The sequence below is a fragment of the Rhizobium sp. BK591 genome, from assembly GCF_014195045.1.
Classification (GTDB): domain Bacteria; phylum Pseudomonadota; class Alphaproteobacteria; order Rhizobiales; family Rhizobiaceae; genus Rhizobium; species Rhizobium anhuiense.
Window position 1 is genome coordinate 489,515 of sequence record NZ_JACIAZ010000004.1, and the last position, 23,309, is coordinate 512,823.

Annotated in this window: 26 protein-coding genes; 10 read left to right on the plus strand and 16 right to left on the minus strand. The window is 62.2% G+C overall.

The features are described from left to right. The first annotated feature begins 21 nt into the window (after positions 1–21). Both FHX10_RS20565 and FHX10_RS20570 read left to right on the plus strand, forming a co-directional pair. On the plus strand, positions 22–768 hold the full coding sequence (locus FHX10_RS20565; protein WP_183906139.1) for an NADPH-dependent F420 reductase: 747 nt from the start codon (positions 22–24) through the stop codon (positions 766–768). Between the two features lie 257 nt (positions 769–1,025). Further along, the gene (locus FHX10_RS20570; protein ID WP_097594932.1) at positions 1,026–1,847 is read left to right on the plus strand and encodes an oxidoreductase; all 822 of its coding nucleotides are present in this window, start codon (positions 1,026–1,028) and stop codon (positions 1,845–1,847) included. A gap of 232 nt (positions 1,848–2,079) precedes the next feature. Here the strand turns inward: FHX10_RS20570 and FHX10_RS20575 are convergent, their stop codons facing one another. The 5 genes from FHX10_RS20575 to FHX10_RS20595 are packed head-to-tail and all read right to left on the minus strand — an operon-like array spanning position 2,080 to position 7,501. Then, positions 2,080–2,589, minus strand: coding sequence for a DUF995 domain-containing protein (locus FHX10_RS20575; RefSeq protein ID WP_063474739.1), 510 nt, complete (start codon positions 2,587–2,589; stop codon positions 2,080–2,082). 17 nt (positions 2,590–2,606) lie between these two features. Continuing rightward, positions 2,607–3,545 carry a glycoside hydrolase family 26 protein gene (locus tag FHX10_RS20580; RefSeq protein ID WP_183906165.1) on the minus strand — a complete coding sequence of 313 codons (939 nt, stop codon included), beginning with the start codon at positions 3,543–3,545 and terminating at the stop codon, positions 2,607–2,609. Positions 3,546–3,564: 19 nt separating this feature from the next. Then, complete coding sequence (locus FHX10_RS20585) at positions 3,565–5,472, minus strand: glycosyltransferase family 2 protein (RefSeq protein ID WP_183906140.1); 1,908 nt, start codon at positions 5,470–5,472, stop codon at positions 3,565–3,567. Then, a complete protein-coding gene (gene galE, locus FHX10_RS20590; protein ID WP_184390110.1) occupies positions 5,469–6,455 on the minus strand; it encodes a UDP-glucose 4-epimerase GalE in 987 nt (328 codons plus the stop codon). Before galE ends, FHX10_RS20585 begins: the two co-directional genes overlap by 4 nt. Next, positions 6,455–7,501, minus strand: coding sequence for a UDP-glucuronic acid decarboxylase family protein (locus FHX10_RS20595; RefSeq protein WP_047617267.1), 1,047 nt, complete (start codon positions 7,499–7,501; stop codon positions 6,455–6,457). Before FHX10_RS20595 ends, galE begins: the two co-directional genes overlap by 1 nt. Before the next feature lie 354 nt (positions 7,502–7,855). On the opposite strand from FHX10_RS20595, the gene FHX10_RS20600 reads away from it, so the two are divergent. Beyond that, complete coding sequence (locus FHX10_RS20600) at positions 7,856–9,004, plus strand: helix-turn-helix domain-containing protein (RefSeq protein ID WP_097594930.1); 1,149 nt, start codon at positions 7,856–7,858, stop codon at positions 9,002–9,004. 137 nt (positions 9,005–9,141) lie between these two features. On the opposite strand, the gene FHX10_RS20605 is transcribed toward FHX10_RS20600, so the two are convergent. Next, positions 9,142–9,420, minus strand: coding sequence for a hypothetical protein (locus FHX10_RS20605; RefSeq protein WP_184390113.1), 279 nt, complete (start codon positions 9,418–9,420; stop codon positions 9,142–9,144). 419 nt (positions 9,421–9,839) lie between these two features. Here FHX10_RS20605 and FHX10_RS20610 point away from each other — a divergent pair, with 419 nt between their 5' ends. Continuing rightward, positions 9,840–10,220 carry a VOC family protein gene (locus FHX10_RS20610; RefSeq protein ID WP_183844908.1) on the plus strand — a complete coding sequence of 127 codons (381 nt, stop codon included), beginning with the start codon at positions 9,840–9,842 and terminating at the stop codon, positions 10,218–10,220. Positions 10,221–10,280: 60 nt separating this feature from the next. On the opposite strand, the gene FHX10_RS20615 is transcribed toward FHX10_RS20610, so the two are convergent. After that, positions 10,281–12,278: a methyl-accepting chemotaxis protein gene (locus FHX10_RS20615; RefSeq protein ID WP_183844909.1), complete on the minus strand. Its 1,998-nt coding sequence runs from the start codon at positions 12,276–12,278 to the stop codon at positions 10,281–10,283. Between the two features lie 437 nt (positions 12,279–12,715). Between FHX10_RS20615 and FHX10_RS20620 the strand changes: the two genes are divergently transcribed. After that, positions 12,716–13,591: a transporter substrate-binding domain-containing protein gene (locus FHX10_RS20620; RefSeq protein WP_047617030.1), complete on the plus strand. Its 876-nt coding sequence runs from the start codon at positions 12,716–12,718 to the stop codon at positions 13,589–13,591. Positions 13,592–13,615: 24 nt separating this feature from the next. On the opposite strand, the gene FHX10_RS20625 is transcribed toward FHX10_RS20620, so the two are convergent. The 5 genes from FHX10_RS20625 to FHX10_RS20645 all read right to left on the minus strand — a co-directional run bounded on the left by FHX10_RS20625 (position 13,616) and on the right by FHX10_RS20645 (position 16,784). Next, entirely contained in the window at positions 13,616–14,029 is a 414-nt protein-coding gene (locus FHX10_RS20625) for a tellurite resistance TerB family protein (protein WP_025570278.1), read from the minus strand. A gap of 100 nt (positions 14,030–14,129) precedes the next feature. Beyond that, a complete protein-coding gene (locus FHX10_RS20630) occupies positions 14,130–14,837 on the minus strand; it encodes a thermonuclease family protein (protein WP_183844910.1) in 708 nt (235 codons plus the stop codon). Positions 14,838–14,848: 11 nt separating this feature from the next. Next, positions 14,849–15,523: a S24 family peptidase gene (locus tag FHX10_RS20635; protein ID WP_183844911.1), complete on the minus strand. Its 675-nt coding sequence runs from the start codon at positions 15,521–15,523 to the stop codon at positions 14,849–14,851. 123 nt (positions 15,524–15,646) lie between these two features. Beyond that, entirely contained in the window at positions 15,647–16,294 is a 648-nt protein-coding gene (locus FHX10_RS20640) for a response regulator (RefSeq protein WP_028756106.1), read from the minus strand. Between the two features lie 91 nt (positions 16,295–16,385). After that, on the minus strand, positions 16,386–16,784 hold the full coding sequence (locus FHX10_RS20645) for a hypothetical protein (RefSeq protein ID WP_025570286.1): 399 nt from the start codon (positions 16,782–16,784) through the stop codon (positions 16,386–16,388). Positions 16,785–16,961: 177 nt separating this feature from the next. On the opposite strand from FHX10_RS20645, the gene FHX10_RS20650 reads away from it, so the two are divergent. Together FHX10_RS20650 and FHX10_RS20655 are read left to right on the plus strand one after the other, a co-directional pair. Then, a complete protein-coding gene (locus FHX10_RS20650) occupies positions 16,962–17,315 on the plus strand; it encodes a DUF952 domain-containing protein (RefSeq protein WP_025570287.1) in 354 nt (117 codons plus the stop codon). Continuing rightward, the gene (locus tag FHX10_RS20655) at positions 17,312–18,400 is read left to right on the plus strand and encodes a quinone-dependent dihydroorotate dehydrogenase (RefSeq protein WP_028756105.1); all 1,089 of its coding nucleotides are present in this window, start codon (positions 17,312–17,314) and stop codon (positions 18,398–18,400) included. Before FHX10_RS20650 ends, FHX10_RS20655 begins: the two co-directional genes overlap by 4 nt. Here the strand turns inward: FHX10_RS20655 and FHX10_RS20660 are convergent. The 3 genes from FHX10_RS20660 to FHX10_RS20670 form a co-directional block, all read right to left on the minus strand. Then, positions 18,376–19,722, minus strand: coding sequence for an MATE family efflux transporter (locus FHX10_RS20660; RefSeq protein WP_028756104.1), 1,347 nt, complete (start codon positions 19,720–19,722; stop codon positions 18,376–18,378). The two genes, FHX10_RS20655 and FHX10_RS20660, sit on opposite strands and share 25 nt — an antisense overlap. Positions 19,723–19,809: 87 nt before the next feature. Continuing rightward, positions 19,810–20,307, minus strand: coding sequence for a CAP domain-containing protein (locus tag FHX10_RS20665; RefSeq protein WP_028756103.1), 498 nt, complete (start codon positions 20,305–20,307; stop codon positions 19,810–19,812). A gap of 1 nt (position 20,308) precedes the next feature. After that, a complete protein-coding gene (locus FHX10_RS20670) occupies positions 20,309–20,575 on the minus strand; it encodes a DUF6460 domain-containing protein (protein WP_028756102.1) in 267 nt (88 codons plus the stop codon). Between the two features lie 140 nt (positions 20,576–20,715). Here FHX10_RS20670 and FHX10_RS20675 point away from each other — a divergent pair, with 140 nt between their 5' ends. The 3 genes from FHX10_RS20675 to FHX10_RS20685 all read left to right on the plus strand — a co-directional run bounded on the left by FHX10_RS20675 (position 20,716) and on the right by FHX10_RS20685 (position 22,761). Further along, positions 20,716–21,648: a class I SAM-dependent DNA methyltransferase gene (locus tag FHX10_RS20675; protein WP_088930333.1), complete on the plus strand. Its 933-nt coding sequence runs from the start codon at positions 20,716–20,718 to the stop codon at positions 21,646–21,648. 212 nt (positions 21,649–21,860) lie between these two features. Beyond that, positions 21,861–22,496: a YitT family protein gene (locus FHX10_RS20680; protein WP_028756100.1), complete on the plus strand. Its 636-nt coding sequence runs from the start codon at positions 21,861–21,863 to the stop codon at positions 22,494–22,496. A 97-nt stretch (positions 22,497–22,593) separates the two neighbouring features. Continuing rightward, positions 22,594–22,761 carry a hypothetical protein gene (locus FHX10_RS20685; RefSeq protein WP_155295742.1) on the plus strand — a complete coding sequence of 56 codons (168 nt, stop codon included), beginning with the start codon at positions 22,594–22,596 and terminating at the stop codon, positions 22,759–22,761. A gap of 67 nt (positions 22,762–22,828) precedes the next feature. Here FHX10_RS20685 and FHX10_RS20690 read toward each other — a convergent pair whose 3' ends face one another. After that, entirely contained in the window at positions 22,829–23,290 is a 462-nt protein-coding gene (locus FHX10_RS20690) for a carboxymuconolactone decarboxylase family protein (RefSeq protein ID WP_028756099.1), read from the minus strand. Between the last annotated feature and the right edge of the window lie 19 nt (positions 23,291–23,309).

Sequence of the window (23,309 nt, forward strand, 5' to 3'; positions counted from 1 at the left end):
ACATCAGAGAAAGGACATCCCATGAAGATCGGAATCATCGGCGCCGGAAATATCGGCGCGACGCTGGCGAGAAAACTTGCCGCCGGCGGCCATGAGGTCAAGCTTGCCAATTCGAAGGGGCCGGACACCATCCGCGATCTTGCCGGCGATATCGGAGCGACCGCCGTTTCGAAAGAGGAAGCCGTCCGGGTCGTCGAGGCGATCGTTCTTTCGATCCCGTTCGCAAACTGTCGCGATCTCGGTCGGCTCTTCAATGGCGTGCCTGAAGACGTCGTGGTGATCGATACGTCGAATTATTATCCGTTTCGCGACGGCGCGATCGCCGACGTCGATGGCGGCATGCCCGAAAGCGTTTGGGTGAGCGGGCAGATCGGCCGACCCGTCGTCAAGGCGTGGAATGCCGTGCTGGCGGCAACGCTGGCGGAGAAGGGGCGGCCTGACGACACGGATGGACGCATCGCCATCCCGGTTGCAGGCGATGCTCCGCAAGCAAAGGCGATTGCCATAGATCTGGTCGAGGCCACCGGTTTTGATGCTCTGGATGCAGGAGGGCTGGCGGCGTCCTGGCGTCAGCAGCCCGGCACCCCGGCCTATTGCACCGAGCTTGCAGCAGATGAGCTGGAAGAAGCGCTGCGATCGGCGGATCGATCCCGCGCAGCCGATAATCGCGACGCGCTGATCAAGGAATTCTTCGCGGCAGGCACCAGCCTGACCCACGACGAAATCGTCGCTCGAAACCGAGCGGGGACTGTCGCTCCGAAATCCTGAACCCGTTGAGGCTCATGCCGCTCCCTGCCGACATGCCCCGGCACGTTTGCAGGCGCGATCATCGAAAAAATCGCCGTAAAGCAAAAAGTGCTTGATTTTATATTTCGATTGACATCTAAAGCAAGGATAGATGTTGATCGAAATCTTACGTGCTTGGATGCCAGGTTCTGAGACACTGTCCTTTGGCGACAGGGTGAAAAGTCTGACCCTATAATTGAAGCACGTATTCAACCACTCGCGCCCAGCCAGGAGCCTCCATGTCTCAAAATAAAGTCGTCGTCATCACCGGAGCATCCTCCGGAATCGGCGAAGCGTCGGCCCGCCTTCTTGCACAAAACGGTTTTCAGGTCTTTGGCGGCGTGCGTAGCCCGCAGCGTGTCAATGCCATTCCCGGCGTGCGCTATGGGACTGCCGACGTCACCGATGACGCCTCGGTCTCCGATTTTGTTCAATGGGTTTTGTCCGAGGCAGGCAGAATCGACATCCTGATCAACAATGCCGGCGTTTCGCTGGTCGGCCCGGTCGAGAACACGTCGCCTGCCGAAGCCCAGGCGGTCTTCGATACCAATGTTTTCGGCCCTCTGCGCATGATCCGCGCTGCCTTGCCCTCCATGCGCGCCGCTCGCAGCGGTCTGATCATCAATATCAGCTCGGTCCTCGGCTTCCTGCCGGCGCCGTTCATGGGAATATATGCCAGCAGCAAGCATGCACTCGAAGGACTGTCGGAGTCGCTGGACCATGAGATTCGTGAGTTCAACGTGCGCGTCGTGCTGGTTGAGCCGACCTTCACCAATACCAAGCTCGATGTGAACGCGGCCCAAACCGACGCGCCCCTCGGCGCTTACGCAGCACAGGCAGATGCGACCATCAAGACGGTACAGGCCCAGATCAAAACCGCGCCGTCGCCGCTGGTTGTCGCGGAGAAAATCCTGGCTGCAATCAACGGTCCATACAAAATGCGTCAACCGACCGGTGGCCAGGCGACGCTTCTAAGCCGGTTACGCAGGTTTATGCCGGCAAGCGCGGTCGACAGCAGTCTGCGCAAGACATTCGGCTTCGGAAAGCGTAGCGCAACCTGAGTTTGCCTAAATTTCCAAACGTCGTCGGTTTCACAGCTTCGTTTCCGCGAATCTCGCTGTCGCATTCGTGCCGGCGCATTGCAGAGCATCAGTCGGGATCCTGGCTCGGCGACGTGCTGCTGCCGGCGCCGAAGGCGCTTCGCGATCTTTTATGAAAAGGGTTGCGCGCAGGCACCGGCTCCTACAAGGAAACAGATGGCGCCTCGGCCGCGCGCAACCCCTAGCTTCGCCTTTATTTGGTCTTACTGACGCTCGTCTCAATTCTCCCCAATTGAGACCTCACGTAGTCGCCGTGGCGAAGCTTTGCGAATTCGTCGGTGGCTTGTGTCCGTCTGCTCTTGAACACGTACCATTGACCGTCCGGTTCGCGTTTCTGATAGATCAGGCCGCCCTTCTTGCGGTGGCTGAAGCAGGTGATTGCCGTCGCCGTTCCGGTCTTGGCGTGCCAGTCGGCGTTGAAGCAGAGTTTGCCCGACTCCGTGACGAACCAGCGGCCCATGCCGAAGGATGGCGAGCCATTTTCCCGCGACCAGGCGGTAAAGCGACGCGCCTTCGCGGAGAAGTAGCCGGCGCCGGCTTTCCACATCCAGGAATTCTGGTTGTAGAGCTGATAGATTTCCGCGCTGCTCATCGGCTTTGCCGTCTCGATCCCCGCAGGCTCATTGGTTGCGGCAGCGGACGCAGCCGTAGCGATACCGCTGGTCAGGGCGACGGCCAGGAACATTTTTTGAAGCATGGACATGTTCAGGTTCCTTCTGTTCAATTGATGCTTTCGTGGACGAGCCGCCAGTCGGGGCGGCCATAACCGTCCGGCCACGGATAGACTTCACGGTCGTTGAAGTAGATGACGGCGCTGAGCGCCGGGAACTGCGGATAGCGTTTCGTTACGCTCTCGGCCCAGTTTCGCACGAAGGAATCGTCGCCTTCGTAGCCGAGTTCGGCAACCATGATGGGCTTGCCGTAACCCGCGACACGGGCGTATCCGGGCGCAAGGTGCTCGGCAAACGTCTGGTCACGGCCAGTCTTGTCCCTGTCGTATTGCTCCAGGCCAAAGACCGAGAGGCCGATGATATCGACGACATCACTGCCGGGATAAAAGGCCTGAAGCCCCTCATTGCCCTTCGGTGACCACATGTATTTGGCCGTCTTCAGGTGGACCTTGCAGACCTCCACCATCCGGCGATAGGCCTTGGCATAATCGGCGCCCTGCCAATGCGACCAGGAGAACTGGCTGTCGGTTTCGTCCATTTCCTGTCCCCAGCGAATGATGACCGGACTTTTCAGCGTGGCAGCGGTCGAGCAGACCGCGGCCATGTTCGCATCGCGCGAACCGTCCAGGATGCTGTGCAGTAGTTCCTGCGAGGTCTGGCGCCAATCGCGTGACCAGGTCCAGGGCTCGACCGAGATCAGCAGGGTGCGACCACGCGCTTGCGCATAATTGTCGGCGAGGACGAGCGTGCGCAGATCGACATCTTCCCAGGGCAGGAAGAGGTGTTCGATCTTCGAATCGGGCGAGGCGCCCAAATCTCCGTGCGGATCATAGGCGCCGAACGTGATCGACTCCTTCGTGACAACCGGCATTTTGGTCGGCGGCGCGATGGACGATGTCGTCATGGCAAGCGGCTGCCCTTCGGCAGAACTGCCCAGAGCGGTCGGCAGCACCGCGACTCCCGATAGCAACAGGCCGGTTAACGACAACAGGGCTATTTTGGATGGGCTATGCATTGTGTAGTTCCTCCACGCTCGGCCGCACGTCCGGGTGAGCGGCATCGGTTCTCAGTTGGATCTCCTCCGGATCGGAAATCCATCGTGGTTTGAAAAAGATCGTGCGCAGCGCGGTCCCGCCCCGGCCTGCACCGGAGACGGCATAGCGCTCTTCGAACAGCTGAAGGCGGCCGCTGCCCCAGGCGAGTGCCTCGGTCGCATCCTTTCCGCGCATGATGGTGGCAACCCCCGGCAGCGCGACGAGCGCAACAAGCGCGGTCGCCATCGCCGGACGGTAGAAACGCGGGGCCGCCGCAACCGTATTTTCCTTCGAATGGCGCCCGACGATGACCAACAGCAGCGCGCAGTAGATTGCCGCGTTCAGGACGGTGAAGAAGTAACCCCCCTTGGAGGCGCCGGCATCGTCGATTGCCAGGGCGGGCAATACCGCCATGAGCGCCAGCAAAGCGTAGGGCGCCAGGACACGCACCGGCAGCAGATCGACTTCGGACCGCCCTTTCGGCGTGACGCGGAAATCGACGAAGGAGCCTGTCACAAAATCGTGCACCGCAGCCAGCGTGCCGGCGAGCGCCCAGGGCCAGCGCGCGAAGAGAAAGAGCATGCATTCCCAGCTCAGGATCTTGGCGTCGTAGGGGCGGAACGAGTTGCTGGCGCGCCAGCGATAAGCCATCACCACCAGAGCGATGGAAAGCGGTGCGAAATGCGCCAGGAAATCGGGGTAGGTCACCGTCACGAAGTTCTGGCCGCGCACGAGCGCGATGATCGGCAGCGCAAACATGAGCAACATGAAGAACGCAAAAAGCGGATACCAGAGTTGCGAAAAGAGGAACTGGAACTGGAGCCGCCGCGGCAGCCGGCCGACCAGGCTCGGCGAGTACCGCAACAGCACCATGACCAGGCTGCGCGACCACTGGAATTCCTGCGTCACGAGATCGCTGAAGGTTCTGGGGCCGTCACCATGGGCGATGGCATCCAGCGCATGCACACCCCGCCAGCCGCCGGCATTCATCATCAATGTCGTCGAATGGTCTTCAGCCAACTCCGGACCGAGGCCGCCGATCTGTTTGAGGGCGACGGTACGCACCGCGTAGTGCGAGCCTATGCACAGCGGCGCCAGGCCGCCATTGTAACCGGCTTGGAGCGAGCCATGCATGCTGGCCTCGGCATAGAGCCTTCCACGTGCCGACCAGCTTTCGGAAGCGTTCTTGTCGCAAATGCTGGGGGCCGAGACATAGCCGACTTTTGGATCGGCGAACGGACGCAGCATGTGGAAGAGATAGTCGGGCGCGGGAACATGATCCGCATCGAGTTGCGCCACGAAATCGTAGCGGTTGTAGCCGCATTGGTCGTAGAAGAAGGCGAGGTTGCCCTCCTTGCACCGCGTGCGTCGGGGCCACGACGTCCGATGATAATCGGATCGCCCCTTGCGGGTCGAGACGAAGACCCCGTGCCTGGAGCACCAGTCGAGAGTCTCGGGGGAAGGGTCTTCGTCGGCAAGCCAGGTGTCGTGTTCCACCTCCTGGGCAAGCATTGCCAGCAGGGTTTCACTGACGACCGAGAAGGGTTCCGCCGGCGCCTTGGTCACGACCATGGCCACGCGACTGCCCGCCGGCAGGCGCAAGGGGCCGTTCGGTCTTGCCGCCCGATAGAAAACGACGATGAAATAGGCCGGCAGAGCGGTCACCCAGGCAAGAACGAGGCTCACCGTAATTGTCCCGAAAGCATCGACGTGATGGCGCGGCTCCAGCCACCAGATCCAGAAATAGGCGAAGGCGCAGAGCCATACGGCCGCCGAGAACAGATATTCGGCCCGCCGATGTCCGGTCAGAACCGGGACAAGAAGCGGCTCGTGGGAGAGTTCCGGAGCATGCGTCGCTTGGGTAATCGCAAGTTCGGTCACGCGCGCGCCTCCAGTCCGAAGAACGGAGCCGCTGTCCGCACGATGGTTTGGAGGTCGGAATAACGAGGCTGGAAGCGGAGCGTCTCGCGGGCCAGGCTGGCGTCGGCGTAGAGGCTGGGTGGATCGCCCGGCCGGCGCGGATGGATGACGACCGGGACTGCGCATCCGGTCGTTTCCTGGATCACGCGCAGGACTTCCCTGATGGAAAAACCCCGCCCGGTGCCGAGGTTGACAGCGAGGTTTGCTCCGCCTTTGGCGAGATGGGTGAAGGCCTGAACATGGGCGCGCGCGAGATCTGCGACGCGAATATAGTCCCTTATGCAGGTCCCATCGGGAGTATCGTAATCATCGCCGAATATCTCCAGATGCGGAATCCGGCCGGCCGCGGCCAGCAGCGCCCGCGGAATGAGATGAGTTTCCGGAACGTGCCATTCGCCAAGATCGCCGTCCGGATCGGCGCCACAGGCATTGAAGTAACGCAGGGCAACATACCGCAGGCCGTAGGCCGCCGCATAATCGGCGAGCATATGCTCGCCGATAAGCTTGGTCTTGCCGTAGGGATTGATCGGAGCCTTCGGCAACGTCTCATCGATCGGCAGCACCGAGGGGACGCCGTAGACGGCGCAACTCGATGAGAAGATGACGTTCCGAAGCCCGGTCTGCCGGCAGGCATCGATAAGCGACAACGCACCGCCGACATTGTTGTTGTAATATTTCGCTGGGTTTTGCACGGACTCGCCCACGTAGGCCGAGGCGGCAAAGTGGATGACGGCATCGGGAGCATATTTCTCGATGACCTCGATCAGGCATGACGAGTCGAGGACGTCACCTTCGACGAAAGGGCCCCAGCGCACGGAGGAACGGTTTCCGGTCGTGAGATTGTCGTAGACGACAGGCTCAATCCCCTCCGAGCGGAGGAGCTTGGCGGTGTGGCTGCCGATATAGCCGGCACCGCCCGTGACAAGGACCCGGGGCGCATCCATCAGACCGCCTCCAGTTCGCGTGCCGGACGGGTGAGAAGGCCATCGAAATAGTCGATCGTCTGACGCAGGCCGCTCGACAGCTCGATCTTCGGCCGCCAGTCGAGTTCCTGCATGGCAAGCGAAATATCGGGGCGACGTTGACGCGGATCGTCAACCGGCAGAGCGCGATGGATGATTTGCGACCGCGAGCCGGTCAATCCGATCACCTGCTCGGCCAGCTCCCGGATCGTGAATTCGCCCGGATTGCCGAGATTGACAGGCCCCGTCAGCGACGACGGTGAGGCCATCATGCGGACCATGCCGCCGATGAGATCATCGACGAAACAGAACGAGCGGGTCTGCGAACCGTCGCCATAGATCGTGATGTCTTGCCCCGTCAGGGCCTGAACGATGAAATTCGAGACGACGCGGCCGTCGTCCGGACGCATCCGCGGGCCGTAGGTGTTGAAGATGCGGATGATCTTGATCTCGACGCCGTGCGTGTTGTGGAAGTCGAAGAACAGCGTCTCGGCGCACCGCTTGCCCTCGTCATAGCAGGAGCGCGGCCCGAACGAATTGACGTTGCCCCAGTAGCTTTCGACTTGCGGGTGGACGTTCGGGTCGCCGTAGACTTCGGAGGTGGATGCCTGAAGGATGCGTGCGCCGGTGCGCGCGGCCAGCTCCAGAAGGTTGAGGGAGCCCAGCACGCAGGTCTTTGTCGTATGGATCGGATCGGCCTGATAATGCGGCGGCGATGCCGGGCAGGCGAGGTTATAGATCTCGTCGACTTCCAGATCGAGCGGGTGGACGATATCGTGGGCAATGACATTGAAGCGATCGACCCCCTTCAGATGGGCGATATTGCGCCGCATGCCGGTGGAAAAGTTGTCGAGGCAGATCACCTGGTGTCCGGCGGCCAAAAGCGTCTCGCACAGATGGGATCCGAGGAAACCTGCACCACCGGTGACAAGAATTCTCTTGAGAGTACGAGATGTTCCGGATGGGTACTTTGCATCACGAGCCGAAGTTAGAACAGAGCGCGCACGAATCTTACCAAGATAGTTCACGACCACCTCCCGTGTTTTCAGATTTTGCTATGAAATCTTCGATCTTTACTTCGACATGCCGCGACACTAAGTCGTTCGATCAGGCGAATATTTTATTCATCCGGTTTTTCTTTTGGAAAGAACCGATGTTTATTTAGATACAGCTAAGGGAGGCAATTGTCGTTATCCTCACGTCCTGGAAATTATCGCTCCGTACATTTCAGAGCGAAAAGGAATATGGTAAACAACTTATGGAGGATACTTTTCGAGCACTTCCGCGTTTTCAGACGTAGTTCTGCGGAGATTTCAGCCGCAAAAACAATTGCTTTTCTCAATTTTCATGGCTCGGGTCGGGTTATGCGCTGGAGGAATTGGATGGCTACAGGGTCTGAATCCGACGATGATGCTGCCGCCGAACAGGAACGGCCGGCGCATATGGAGCGGCGGCGATGGCCGCGTGAACCGGCCATGCGCAAGGAACGCCCACTCCATGCCTCCCCTGCACTCGTGCCGCTGCGATTCTCGACGCAGGACCTGCCGCCGGCAGAACAATTCGAGGCTTGGCGGGCACATATGGCGCCGCTCGTGGATGTTCATCTGCCGGAGGGAAAATCACCGGAAGACGGGTTCCTCGCAGAGCAGATCGGCTGGCATCTCGGCGATATCCTGGTCGTCCAGCAGCGTGCGCATGCCCACAGATATATCCGCGATCAGGCCATGCTTCGATCGAGCCCCATCGACCATTGGAACGTCGGCCTGCAGCGCAGCGGCCAGGCCTGGACCGAGGTCAACCGTCGTGTCACCGAGACCGGTGCCGGCGAGATATTTTTCATGTCTCTCGGCAGCCCCTATCGCGGACGGATGACCGATACCGAAGCTTTGCTCGTGTTCCTGCCGTATGAGCTGCTGGCTCGCGATGCGGGCCTTCTCCAGAGCGCCGGCAACACGGTTCTTTCGGGCAGCCACGCCGAGTTGCTCACGGGCTATCTCACGGGCCTCGAAACGAACCTCGGCAATCTGACGATAGAGGAAGTGCCCCGGATCATCCAAACCATCGGCGATATGGTCGTTGCGGGCGCCGCATCGTCCACAAGGACTGATACCGGTCAAAACCAGGCCAACATGGGACTGATGGAGCGGGCGCACCGCTACATTCACGTCAATCTCCATTCGGAAAACTTGACACCGGACATGATGTGCCGCGCGTTGGGGATTTCGCGTACGCGGCTTTACCAGCTGTTTGAGGCGAACGGAGGCGTGCTCAATTATATTCGCAAGCGGCGATTGCTGCAGGCCTATGCGGATCTCAGCAATCCGGCCGACCACAGGCCGATTTCAGAAATCGCGGAAGCCGCCGGTTTCGAGGTCGCCGCCAATTTTACGCGCGCCTTCATCCACGAATTCAAGCTGAGCCCGCGTGAAATCCGAAGGACGGTGGCAACCCAACAGCGGCCGGCTCCGGCCATCCGCTCCACGCGGCGTTACGGAAAAACGATCGGTGATTGGCTGGCCCTGACGGGTTGATCCGGCTCGGACTGAAATCCAGACTCGAAGTCCGTCAAGCGGCGGTCGGCGCGCTTGCCGAAGACACCCCGGACTTGATCCAGACCCATGGCCTCTAAACCGTCTGGGCGATGTATCTAAACCACGCCGACCAAGGCCTAATCCCCGAAAAAGCGGATCGGCTTATATTGCCGGTGCGCGATGATCAGGCTCCGGTCGGACTGGATGATGTACGTTTCCTCCACCTGCCGGCCGTATTGGTCGATGAAATCATGCGGAAAGGCGGAACCAACCGGCGATTTGGTGAGTTTGGTCCGCGGCTGGCCGCTATAGGTAATGCTGCCGGGGATGGGTTCGAGGCCCGGTCCGTTGTAGCTGACGGTGTTGCATCCTGCCAGAACGAGCGTGCCGACAAGGCCGATGATTGCAGGTTTCATGTCCATCCCTCCCAATGCCGTGAATAGTGTCACTCTACCCCTTGCCGGAGAGAGTTCCCGACACGAATGCCCATGCCGCTCTTCAATCCTTTGGGAAGCACCCCGGGGGACGTCGTGATCGAGCGGCCGGACGCGACGTCCACCTATGGATAATAGGGTGAGAATCCCGTTCCTCCAGACGCGCCGACCCATCCATTGCCGAAACCGGTGCCGTCTGCTAGATCGGCATCGTCGAAAAAGGCAGGATCGGTTGAGGTAAGCCCGGTCCCTTCCTTTCGAGCGTTAAACGCTCTGGGGAAGCTCTGCTCCGTGCCATGGCACGAGAACCCGCGACGTGATCCGCATCAAGATGCGGGATCCCGGCGGCGTGCGGAGACGGCAAAAAGGCAGTCCCGGGATTTTTTCGAACGGAGACTGTCATGCGCTTGAACCATCTCGATTTCCACGTTCCCGATGTCGCTGCCACGGCGGATTTCTTCATCCGCCATTTCGGTCTGAAGCTTAAGGATATGCGCGGTCAGAACGGCCTCGCGATCCTGGAAGACGATACCGGCCTCGAAATCGTCCTCAGCCACGCAATCGCAAAATTCGGCACCGCCGATCAGGTGGAAATGGGGCGCCAGACCTATCACATCGGCTTCATTCTGCCCGAGAGGGCGGATGTCGATGCGGTCCATGCCGGGCTTGCGGCTGCCGGTGCTGATCTGTCCGGCCCGCCGGCCGCCATGCGCGGCGGCTGGCTGTTTTATTGCACGGCGCCCGGAAACATCCTCGTCGAGGTCGGCTGGCGGCCGGCTTAGACGATACCTAAAAGGAAAGGGCGGCCGCAGCCGCCCTTTCCAATGCCTGTTTTGACCGGCTCAGAATTCCGTCCAGTCCGCATCTGGGCTTGACGATGGTGTGCTGCTGCCGGCGCCGAAGGCGTTGGCGATTTTCTGGCCGAGCGCGCGGGCCGGCGAGGCGGCCGGACGGGCGGTGCCTTCTTTGGCGACGCGGATCGGGGCTGCCCTGACCGCCGGGCGCGGGGCCACGCGCGGTGCTGCGGCCGGGATCGGCGCGCTGGCGGTGAAGCCGCCTGTGCCGGTCAGCCTGAACTGGCCGAGCAGATTGTTCAGCGCCGCCGCTTCGGTGGCGAGGCTGTGGCTGGCGGCGGTGGATTCCTCGACCATCGCCGCATTCTGCTGGGTGCCCTGATCCATGGTGTTGACGGCGGTGTTGATCTCCTGAAGCCCGATCGATTGTTCGCGGGAGGCTTCGGCGATCGCGTGGACATGCTGGTTGATTTCCTGCACTTCGGCAACGATCGCATCGAGCGCCTTGCCTGTCTCGCCGACCAGCGAGACGCCGGTCTGCACATGCGTGCCGGAATTGGTGATCAGCCCCTTGATCTCCTTGGCGGCATTGGCCGAGCGCTGGGCGAGTTCACGCACTTCCTGGGCGACGACCGCAAAGCCCTTGCCGGCTTCGCCGGCGCGCGCCGCTTCGACGCCGGCGTTCAGGGCCAGCAGGTTGGTCTGGAAGGCGATGTCGTCGATGACGCCGATGATGTTGGAGATTTCGCCCGAGGACTTCTCGATCTGCTGCATGGCGGAGACCGCCTTGCGGACGACCTCGCCGGATTTCTCGGCGCCGAGGCGGGTGCGGGCGACGAGCTGGCTCGCCTCCTCGGCACGCTTGGCGGCGTCGCGCACCGTCGTGGTGATCTCTTCGAGGGCCGCTGCCGTCTCTTCGACCGAGGCCGACTGCTGTTCCGTCCGGTGGGAAAGTTCGTCGGCGGACGAGCGGATCTCGTTGGCGCCGGCGCCGATCGCCCGGGCATTGGCGCCGACCGTGTGCATGGTTTCGTTGAGCTTCTCGACCGAATTGTTGAAATCCTCACGCAGCGCATCGAGATGCGCGACGAAGGGCTCGTCGATATGCGAGGCGAGATCGCCAGCGGCAAGGCGGCGCAGGCCGTCGCCGAGTGCGGCAACGGCGCGTTCGAGTTCGGATGCTTCGCGGGCCTTCTGCGCCTCGCGTTCGCGCCGCTCGCCATCGCTGACATTACGGTCGGTTTCGGCGCGCGCCTCGATCTCCGCCCGTTCGATCGCGTTGTCGCGGAAGATCGAGACGGCCTTTGCCATCTGGCCGACTTCGTCGCGGCGGTCGAGGCCGCTGACTTCGCTTGTCGTATCGCCTTCGGCAAGCCGCGTCATGCGCTGGCGCAGCTGCGTCATCGGGCCGGCGATGCCCATCTGGGCGACGACCACGCTGACGCCGACGGCAATGAGAACGGCGATGCCGATCAGCACGAGGCAGAGGACGATCCGCCCGTTGACGGAAGCCGAGAGCGCATCGCCGCCATCATTGAGCATCGCCATCATCGCATCATTGTTGGCGATCATTTTCGGCGTCAGGGCATCGAGCTTGGCATTGATCAGGGCAACATTCGAAAGCGCGCCGGCGCTGTCCTTGGCCTTGCTCTGTTCGATGATCTTGTTTGCCAGGATTTCGATTTCGTCGATGCCGGCCTGGATCTCATCGATCGCCGCCTTGCGGCTGGGCACCAGCGCCAGCGCCTGCTTCATCCGGTCACGCGCCTGCGGCAGCTTGCTCGGCGTGGCGAGCGCCGTCTGGAATGCCGGCGTATCGGGCTTCATGTCGGCAATCAGGGTTACCTGCAGCACCGAGGCCACCGCCGATGCGCTGGCGCGCGCGCTCAGCATCGAGGCCTGCGCTTCATGATCGATGAAGGCGCTGTAGGCGGCGTCCGCACGGCGGAACTCGGAGATGACGTAGATCAGCCCGGCCATCGTGATCAGCCCGAGCAGCGCCACGACCGAGATGATTTTTGTGCGGATTTTCAGATGCTTCAGCATGGAAATGTCACCCGATTGACGGGGCGTGTCGCGCGCCCGGTGCTTTTGAAATCAATTGCTGCAGAAAGGACTGCTTCAATATTGCGGTTCAAGGATAGGTTTGGACTGACGCGTGCATCATGCGATCGGCTGGCGGGGTCCGATGTCGTCGCAACAAATAAAAGGCGATATTCTTTAATTCCGCGCTAACACGGCGGCGCGGATGCCCGCAATTTTTAGGGGCAAGAGCTGCGCGCCATGGCACCCAGGATCAAGCCTCGGAACCGGCATGCAACAGAGCCTCATTCTGAGGTGCTCCGCCGGCCTCGAAGGGCGAGGCGGGTGTGCCGACGCGACTGTCATTCTGCTCCCCCACTCCCACACATATTCCCCGCCACGCATGACTCTGATACATCTCGCCGCAACGCTTCCCACTGAGCCCCGAGATCAAGATCACGATGACGCAATCCAAGCTGGCATCCCTGACTCTGAAGGTTTTCTTCGCGTTCGGCCTGTTTTTGCCAGCGCTCTTTTCGAGCCTTGCCGCATCCGCCCAGCAGGCATCGCCCTCGCTGCCGCTGCTTTTCGATGCGCGCGAACGTCTTGCGAGACCGGATCTCTCCTCGCTGGTGCGCCTGCGCTTCCTGACGTCGGTCGATTTCCCGCCCTTCAATTTCACCGATCAGAACGGCAAGCTCTCCGGCTTCAATGTCGACCTCGCCCGCGAAATCTGCAGCGAGCTGGAGATCTCGGACAAGTGCCAGATCCAGGCGATCCCCTTCGCCGACCTCAAGGATGCGCTTGCCGCCTCGCAGGGCGATGCCGTCATTGCCGGCCTTGCCGTGACGCCGGAGCTGCGCCGGCAATTCGTCTTCTCCCGACCCTATCTGATGCTGCCGGCGCGCTTCGTGCGCAATCTCGCCGTGCCGCTCGACGGCAAGACGGCTGCCGCCCTTTCCAGCCATCCGGTCGGTGTCGTCCGGGGGACGGTGCATGAGGCGATGCTGGCCGCCTTCTTCCCGGCGATCAAGGCGCAAGCCTTCGACACCAAGGACGCCCTGCTGGCGGCACTCAAGGACCGCAAGGTCGATGCCGCTTTCGCCGATGCGCTGCAGCTTTCCTTCTGGGTCTCTTCGCCGGCTTCGGCCAAATGCTGCGCGCTTTTCGACGGTCCCTATCTCTCCGAACATTTCCTCGGCGAGGGCATGACGATCATGCTGCGGCAGAAGGATGGCGTGCTGACGGCGGCCATCGACCACGCGCTCGCCACGCTGTCGCGCAACGGCCGTCTTCAGGAAATCTATCTGCGGTATTTCCCCTACGGGCTCTATTGACGCCGCGGTCCGAACTGCGCGCGCTCAGCCCTTGCGGAAGCGCGCAATCGCGCTGCGCTCGATCGCCGCGCAGGTGAGCTTGTCGAGACCGAGCCGGTCGCGCAGCAGGCTGAGCAGCCGCAATTCTTCCGCCTTGACCGAAAGGTCGGCGGAGGCCACTTCGACGGCCAGCGCATAGGCCGTGTCGTAAAGCTTTACCGGCAGGGTGTCGCGCACGGTTTCGAGCACGACGTCGAGGCCTTCCGGCCCGGCCAGCAGCGCGGCGCAGTCGCGCGCCACCGAAATCAGCTTGTCGTCGTCGAAATCCCGGAAAACCGGCAGGAACCCGATCAACTGGCCGATCCTTGTCATCTCCCTGTCGTTCATCGTGCTGTCGACGGCGGATGCCATGACCATCACGTAGATCAGCGCATCATGGGCGGAAAGCGGCTTGTTCATCTCTGATTCCTTTTTCGATCTGCCCAGATTAGGAATTGGTTGCAGTCATTACAAGAGATCGGCCATATCCGCGGCTGTTCGCGCTTGTCATGGCGGCCGGTCATTTGCGGCGCGGATCGGCGCCATAGACGCCTTTTCCCGCCTGCCTGGCCGTCTCGGCGATCCCCGCAAGCGGCGACCCCGCCGCCGCTTCCGCCCAGCCATTTTCGGCAAGCCATGAGCCGAGATCCTGGGTGCCGAGCCGGCAGGCGGCCGTCACCGTTTCCTTCCATTCCGCTGTCTCGACATCGCAAGTGACGCTGCGGTTGCGCAGCAGCTGACGCAGCGCCGTCTTCGCCATCATGCCGCAGGGCCATTGCCGGCCCGCCGGCCCGCATATTCTGTCCGCCGGCGTCGGCACGATGCCGGTAAGCTGAAGTTTCCGCTCGCCAAAGGAAAGCATGCCGGCATTTTCGACCATCGGCCGCGCCAGTTCCATCGGTTTTTTCGCGGCCGGGCCGGCCGCCTGCCCGGCCGTCGTCTCCGCTTTTTGCGCTATATTGGCGGGTTTGGGTGCGACATCGCCGCCTGGATCCGGAGCGGGCGGAACCGCCGGTTCCGCTGACCGGGCGATCATTTCGGCTTGATCGTCCGAAATCGCAGCGGCTTTGCCGGCTGCGGGGGCAGCCTCCGCCGCAGTCGCCGTTTCCTCTGCGGACGTCGTCTCTTCCCCGACTGCGCCGCTGCGAAGTCTTGCTTCGCCCGCCATCAGCAGGCCGGCCACCACCACCATCCCTGTGAGACCTGTGAAGATGGCGGCAGGGCGCATGGAATATCTTCCTATTGGCTGGCCCAGATGATGCGGGCGATCCAATCGACGTCGGAAAGCTCGAGGGTGCGGTTGGGATGTTCGGGATTGAGTGACATCAGTTCGATCGACCGCGGGCTCTGCCGCAGCAGCACCTTGGCCATCACCTCGCCCTCGTTTGTGCGCACGACGATGCGGTCGTTGCGGCGCACCTGGGCGCCGGGCTCGACGATCAGCACGTCGCCGTCGCGGTAAAGCGGCATCATGCTCTCGCCCTGCACCTCCAGCGCATAGACGCCCGCCTTCTGTGCCGGGGCTGCCGGAAATTCCACCACGTCCCAGCCCTGGCCGGCCGGAAAACCGCCATCGTCGAAGAAGCCGCCGGCGCCGGCCTGCGCGAAGCCGAGCAGTGGAATGGAGCTGCCTTGCGGCGGAAACGCGCCGTCAGACTGTCCGGCCGGCTGGCCCGGCCCGGCGTCCGGCCGCATGAAGGCAAGAAACTCCTCCATGCTCGCCCCTGTCGCGTCGAGCACCTTGGCGATCGATTCCGTCGAAGGCCAGCGCAAGCGCCCGTCGGCGGAAAGCCGTTTCGACTTGTTGAACGAGGTCGGGTCGAGCCCGGCGCGGCGCGCAAGACCGGATGGCGTCAGCTCGCGCCGTTCGGCAAGCCTGTCGATCGCTTCCCAAATCTGGTCGTGTGACAGCATATGCGCCCGATCCCTGCGCGGCTGATTCAGCGGCGCGCTTCAACCGGGCGGAATGTTAACCGACCGGCCCGCCCGAGTAAAGATCAGGAGGAATAAAATCCTGTCACATCAGGCGTGCCACGTTCAGGCAACCATCGCCATATTGATCTTGCCGAGCTGAATCACGGCCTGCGTCCGGCTGTCGACATCGAGTTTCAGCAGGATCGCCGAGACATGCGCCTTGATCGTCGCCTCGGAGACGCCGAGTTCATAGGCGATCTGCTTGTTCAGCAGCCCTTCGCCGAGCATGGTCAGCACCCGGCTCTGCTGCGGCGTCAGCGTATGCAGACGGTGGATCAGGTCGGCGACATCGGGATCCTGCTCCTGCCCGTCGCGGTAGCTTTCCGGCGTGGCGATGTCGCCGGCAAGCACCGTCTGGATGCTGCGGCGGATATCGTCGATGCCGGAAGATTTCGAAATGAAGCCGGAAGCCCCGAGCTCCAGCGCCCGGCGGATCGTCGTCGCATCGTCGGTGGCCGAGACGATGACGATCGGCAGGCTGGCGAATTCCGAGCGCAATGCCATCAGCCCGGAAAAGCCGCTGACGCCGGGCATGGCGAGGTCGAGCAGCATCAGGTCGGCATCCGCGTGGGCGCCGGCGGCCCGGCGTGCGGCCGCGAAATCGCCGGCTTCGACGATCGACTGCCGGCCTTCCATGCCGATCACCGCCTGGCGTAGCGCGTCGCGGAAAAGCGGATGATCGTCGGCAATGATGATGGTTTGTTCCTGCATCGAAAACTCCCTCCCAAGAGCCCGATCATGCCTGCATGCGACGCCGTCCCTCCGCGTTGCATGCTGGCTTGCTGGCATAGGACTATATCAATCAGGTCTTCTGCGGAAGGGGATTGGTGTTTTCCTCAGCCTGGAACTCCTTCACCATCCCCATGAAACTCTTCATCATCCGCTCCATGATGCTGATCGAGCGCTCGACCTCGGCGTCGCTCGGCAGCGCGCGCTGGGCGACATTGCCCTGTTCAAGCGCCGTCACCCGCTTTGCCAGCCGGTCGAGTTCGTCCTCATAGGCCGCCCGCTCGTCGGCCGCCATCCGGCAGACGAGGGCGCCGTCCTTGTCCTGGCAGATCGACATGGCGCCGGTCTGCCGGTCGAGACGGACAAAATGATCGCCGCTCTTCTCCAGCTGGAAGCGGCCGGCGTCGGTTTCAGCCGCCGAGGCCGCCAACGGCAGGAGAAAAACGCCAAGTGTCAGAACTAAAACCTTCATCGTCTCATCCTCCGGATTTTGCTACTGGAGCATGATGCCGAAAAGTGTGCGCGGTTTTCGGACGACATCATGCTCTAATTCTGTTCCAGCGGTCCCGTTTTTCGCGCCGGGGCGTGGACATCGCCGCCTCTTTCCGGCAAAGCCTCGTGACCAAGGACCAGCAGTCGCGAGGCCATGATGACCCTGACACCGACCCTTTACAAGATCGTGACGGAAACGCTCTGGCAGCAAGCCAGACAAACCGGCACTTTTCATGGCGCCGGCATCGATCTCACGGATGGCTTCATCCATTTCTCGACGGCAGCCCAGGTGAAGCAGACCGCCGCCCTGCATTTTGCCGGCCAGTCCGGCCTGCTGCTGATTGCGGTCGATGGCAGCGGCTTCGGTGACAAGCTGGTCTTCGAGCCTTCGCGCGGCGGCGATCTCTTCCCGCATCTCTTCGCCGATCTGCCGCTGGCGGCCGTGCTCTGGGAGGCGCCTCTGCCGCTCGACGAAGCCGGCGCCCATATTTTCCCGGAGCTTAGGCCATGATCGATCCTTTCAAGCGTCTCGCCCGCAAGGGTCTCTTCCTGTTCGATCCGGAAACGGCACACGGCATGTCGATCGCCGCGCTGAAATCCGGCCTCGTGCCCGCCTGCCAGCTCAAGCCCGATCCGCGCCTGCGCCAGACCGTCGCAGGCCTTACCTTCGACAACCCGCTCGGCATGGCCGCGGGTTACGACAAGAATGCCGAGGTGCCGGAGGCGCTGCTGAAGCTCGGCTTCGGCTTTACCGAGATCGGCACGGTGACGCCGAAACCGCAATCCGGCAATCCGCGGCCGCGCATCTTCCGCCTGGTGGAGGATGAAGGCGTCATCAACCGTCTCGGTTTCAACAATGAAGGCCATGATGCCGCCTTTGGGCGCCTCGCCGCGCTAACGGGCGGTGGCATGATCGGCGTCAATATCGGCGCCAACAAGGACAGCGAGGACCGCGTCGCCGATTATGTCGCCGGCATCCGCCGCTTCTATTCCGTCGCCCGCTATTTCACCGCCAACATCTCCTCGCCGAACACGCCCGGCCTGCGCGACCTGCAGGGGCGCGAAAGCCTGGCGGTGCTGTTGTCATCCGTGCTTGCGGCACGCGACGAGATGGCGGCGACAACAGGCCGGAAGATCCCGGTCTTTCTGAAGATCGCCCCCGATCTGACCGAGGAAGGCATGGATGATATCGCCGCCGAAGCACTCTCGCATGCGCTGGATGGCCTGATCGTTTCCAACACCACGCTGTCGCGCGACGGGCTGAAGGATCAGCGCCAGGCGAAGGAGGCGGGCGGCCTTTCCGGCGTGCCGCTGTTCGAAAAGTCGACGGCGGTGCTCGCCAGGATGCGCAAGCGCGTCGGCCCTGATCTGCCGATCATCGGCGTCGGCGGCGTCTCCTCGGCCGAAACCGCGCTGGAAAAGATCAGGGCCGGCGCCGATCTCGTCCAGCTCTATTCCTGCATGGTCTATGAAGGCCCGGGCCTCGCCGGCGATATCGTCCGCGGCCTGTCGAAACTCCTGGACCGCGAAAAGGCCGGCTCGATCCGCGACCTGCGCGATACCAGGCGGGATTATTGGGCGGCGCGGAAGGTCTGATCGGCGCGCCGCTTGACCAGCATCGCCAGGAAGACGCCGCGGAAGAGCAGGAAGGCGTTCATCGCCAGCCACAGGCCATGATTGCCGAAGAGCGGCACGAAGACCGCGAGCATCAGCAGATAGCCGGCAAAGGACATCAGCATCCGGTTGCGCATCTCGGCCGACCATGTCGCGCCGATGAAGACCCCGTCCATCAGGAAGGCGAGCGCGCCGGTCAGCCCCGTCACCGCCGCCCAGGGCAGATAGGTTTCGGCGGCCTGCCGGACCTCGGGTGAAGTCGTCAGCACCGAGATCAGCCAGGGTCCGGCGAGGAAGAAGAAGGCGGAGCCGATCGCCGCCAGCCCGAAGGACCACAAGATCGTCAGCCTCAGCCCGCGGTCGAAGGCCGGCCGGTAACGCGCGCCGATCGCCCGGCCGATAATCTGTTCGGCGGCATTGGCAAGCCCGTCGAGATAGTAGCCAGACAGCAGGAAGAAATTCATCACCACGGCGTTGGCGGCAAGCGTCACCGCGCCGAAGCTGGTGCCGATCCGCGTCATGATGGTGAAGGCGCCGATCAGCACGAAGGTGCGGATCAGGATGTCGCGGTTGAGCGCGAAAAGCTCGGCCAGCCGATGCCGCGAAACGATCTCCGCCCATGCCGGCCGCTCTGCCTTGTTAAAGCCGCGCAGCACGATGACAAGCCCGGCAAGCGCGCCGACGGTTTCGCCCGCCATCGTTCCCCAGGCGACCCCCGTCACGCCCCAATCGAGGGTCAGGCCGAGATAGATGGAAAGCAGGATGTTGATGCCGTTGATGATCGCCTGCAGCAGCAGTCCGATATTGCCCTGTCCGCGTCCGAGCACGAAGCCGAGGATGGCGTAATTCGCCAGCGCCGCCGGTGCCGCCAGCATGCGGATGGAGAAATAGGTGCTGGTCGCCTCTGCGATCGCACCCTCCGCGCCCATCAGCGTCAAGCCCGCCGCCATCAGCAGTGGCGAAAGACAGAGCAGCGCCAGTCCGCAGCCGAGCGCCGAGATCATCGCCCTGGAGAAAACCGCCTGCTGTTCGTGCTGATCCCGGCGGCCATAGGCCTGCGCCGTCAGCCCTGTGGTCGAAGCGCGCAGGAAGTTGAAGCTGCCGAGGATCAGATCGAAGAGCATCGCGCCGATCGCCAGCCCCGCCAGCGCCTCCGCATTGCCCATGCGGCCGACCACGGCGGTGTTGGTCAGCCCGAGCAGCGGCGTCGTCATGAAGCCGAGCGTCATCGGAAGGGCGATCGACAGCACCAGCCGGTGGGTCACGTCGAAAGCGAGCCTGTTGTCGTCGATCCTGCTATCCATGCCTGCCTCGCCGCGACAGCGCCGCGCGTCCTGGTGAGAGGCGCTAGGGACGCTGTAACATTCTGAATTGCTGCAGGCGGAATCGCCTCAGCTGGAAAGCACCATGGCCCAATAGGGCAGGTTCCGGGAAGAGGGATTATGGGCGACGGCGACACCGAGGCCGTCATAACGCCCGAGCATGTTTTCCAGATGATGCGGCGAGTTGATCCAGGCCGTCACCACGGCATCGACGCTCTGCTGGCCGGAGGCGATATTCTCTGCCGCCGGCAGCCGGACACCACTTGCTTTCACACGCGCGCCAAAACTGTCGGTCATGCTCATGAGGTGCGCCATCTTGCCGGCACTCGCCATGCGCTTCGCCTGGAAGAGAGCAGCCGTACTCGCTGCCGGGTCGACGGCCAGCGGCGGCAGGCCGTTTTTGGCTCTGAGCTGGTTGACGAGCGGCAGCACCCGCGCCGTCTCGTCCTCGCCGTCGGACGGCGTCCCGGCGATCCGCGGGGTCGTGGTGCAGCCGGCGATGCCGGCGGCGAGCGCAAGTCCGGAAAGGCGCAGCAGCCCGCGCCTGGAAAGATCGATGGATGTCATGTTACCGGCGGTAGCTGAAAAGACGAAGGATGACGAAGAGCGGGATGACGATCGTCGCGCCGAGGATCAGATAGTCGCCGACGCGCCCGAGTGCCGAAAAGCCCCGGTGCCAGACTTCCAGGATGAAGTCGCGCACGCCGTCGATGATGCTCCACGGCGTCAGGCCGAAGACGGTCATGACGAAACCGACGATCAGCGACACGACGATAAGCTTTATCACTGTGCGGCCGATTGAATCGCCGAGGAACCTGTTCGCCTGATCGGACATAAGCCATCTCCTGTTTGCCCTTGGAATAAGGTCGCGGCCTTCAGCCCGCAAGCCCTTTCCGGAATTGGCCGCTTCGCCTCTGAAATAGGACTTGAGTTTTTTTGTGGCCGCCGCCAAATGCGGGCCAACCAATAGGTCCGTTGATGCACCACCAGCTTTCCTCCGGCGATGTCATCGCCGACCGCCGCGCCGACTATGCCAGGATGCTCGAAGAAGGCGGTGAGCCGGACGCGGCCGCCGAACTGATGGAACAGGCGCTCGAACTCGTGCCGGCCTGGGCCGCCGGCTGGTATCGCCTCGCCACCTATCTGGAAAAGGCGGGCAGGGCGGATGCCGCGATCGAGGCCTACCGCAGGACGCTTGCCTTCGATCCCGATGATATTTTCGGCGCAACGCTCAAGCTCGCCATTCTCGGCGACGTAGCCACGCCCGACCGGCCGCCAAGCCGCTATGTCGAGCGCCTTTTCGACGACTATGCCGATCGTTTCGAATCAGCCCTTGTTGAAAAACTCGACTACAGCGTCCCGCAGAAGCTCGCAGCGCTGATCGCCTCCACCGGCAGGCGTTACGAACGCGCCGTCGATCTCGGCTGCGGCACCGGCCTGCTCGGCCCGGAGATCCGTGGCCGTGTCGACCGCCTGGAAGGCTTCGACCTCTCGCAGAACATGCTGGTGAAGGCGGCCGAGAAACAGGTGTATGACAGTCTCGCCCAGGCCGACCTCTCGCTCGCACCCGATCTCTCCGGTCTCTTTGCCGATGCCGCCCGCCATCGCGCCGATCTGGTGACGGCGGCCGATGTTCTGATGTATCTCGGCAATCTCGAAAGCGTCTTTGCCATCATCGGAGAACTCGCGGCATCAGGCGCCGATATCGCCTTTTCCGTCGAGGATGCGGGAGACGGCGAGGGCTTCCATCTCGCCCCGTCGCTGCGTTACGCCCATTCGGAAAGCTATGTCAGGGCGCTTCTTGCCCGTCACGGCTTGCAAATCCTTGCGACCGTCAAGTCGGTCATTCGCAAAGATGGCGGAAAACCGGTATCCGGCATTCTGTTCCTTACGCGCAAACCAGCGTGAGCGAACATTTCTTGCGATTTTTTAATAGGTCAGCATTGCTTACCTATTTTGCTTGATCAAAAGACCGAAAAACCCGATACTGCGCTGCATCATCAGAGATGCCCGGCAATTATCGCCGAGGCGCTCCGGCTTCTTTCATTATGCAAAATTCCGTCGCGCCCGGGTCTCCCCCAGCGCGTTTTTTAACATCGTCTGCCGTGGAGATTGGCGACATGACACAGCTCATCAATGCTCTTGGCGTCTGGAACACCAGCGCGACGCGCCACACCCCGATCGAGGATGTGCAGGGCATATTCTCCGGCAGCCTGGTTGCCGCGCTCGGCCTCTACGTGCTTGCCAGCGCCGGCCTTCTCACCGGCAGCACCGCCGGTGTGGCCTTCCTTCTGCACTATGCCTTCGACGTCAATTTCGGCCTCGCCTTCTTCCTGCTCAACCTGCCGTTCTTCTATCTCTCGTGGAAGCGCCTCGGCATGGCCTTCACCATCAAGACCTTCGTCGCCATCGGCCTGACCTCGGTGATTGCCGATGTGCAGTCGCGCTTCTTTTCGATTTCGAGCATTCATCCGGCCTGGGCCGCCCTGCTCGGCGGCCTGCTGCTCGGCTTCGGCCTGCTGGCGCTTTATCGCCACCGCGCCAGCCTCGGCGGCGTCGGCATTCTCGGCATCTATCTGCAAGAGCGTTTCGGCATCCGCGCCGGCCTCGTCCAGCTCGCCATCGACATGTGCGTGCTCGCCGCCGCCTTCTTCGTCACCATCCCGCCGGTGGTCTTCTATTCGGTGCTCGGCGCCGTCGTCCTCAACCTCTTCGTCGCCATCAATCACCGCGCCGATCGCTACATCGCGCTCTAACCTTACAAAACGGTAAGCCATTCTAAACAAATCGTAACTTGCCTCAGATCGGCCCCGGCGCGACACTCCTCCCGCGCCGGATTTGATGAGGTGAACTATGTCAGATTTGGAAAAGCTTGTGAGACGCCGTATGCAGGAAGAATACGCCAAGGGCACTTCCGCAGAGGAAATTGCGAAAGTCGTCCGAGACCTGTTCAACAGCATCGACCTCTCGGACAATCGGTTTGACGCCGTTGCCGTACGGGCCACCCGGGATCACGAGTGACCCGATATTCGACCGACCCGAGTTTTCGGGTCGGTTGCCAGAGGATGTTTCCCCTCCAGCAAATATCTCACGCAGCCTTCGTTGCCGCATCAATCGGATGCTGCGAGCGGAAGCCGACGGCAAGCCGGTTCCAGATGTTGATCGCGCCGATCGCCACCGTAATCTCAGTCATCTCCTTCTCGGAGAAATGCGCCTTCAGCGTCTCGTAGTCGCCATCCGGGGCGCCTGTTTTGGCGATGTTGGTCACGGAATCCACCCAGCCGAGCAGCGCCCGTTCACGGGCGTCATAGACCGGCGATTCCCGCCAGACGCACATCAGATTGATCCATTGTTCGGAGAGCCCGTCATGGCGGGCTTCCTTCACATGCATGTCGACGCAATAGGCGCAGCCGTTGATCTGCGAGGCGCGCAGCTTGATCAGGTGGATGAAGCGGCGCTGCAGCCCGGAGGACTGGACATATTGCTCGAGTGCGGCGACCGCCTTGTAGGCATCGGGAGCGGCTTTGGCGAAGTTGAAACGTGGTTGCATGGTCTTTCTCCTGTGTGAG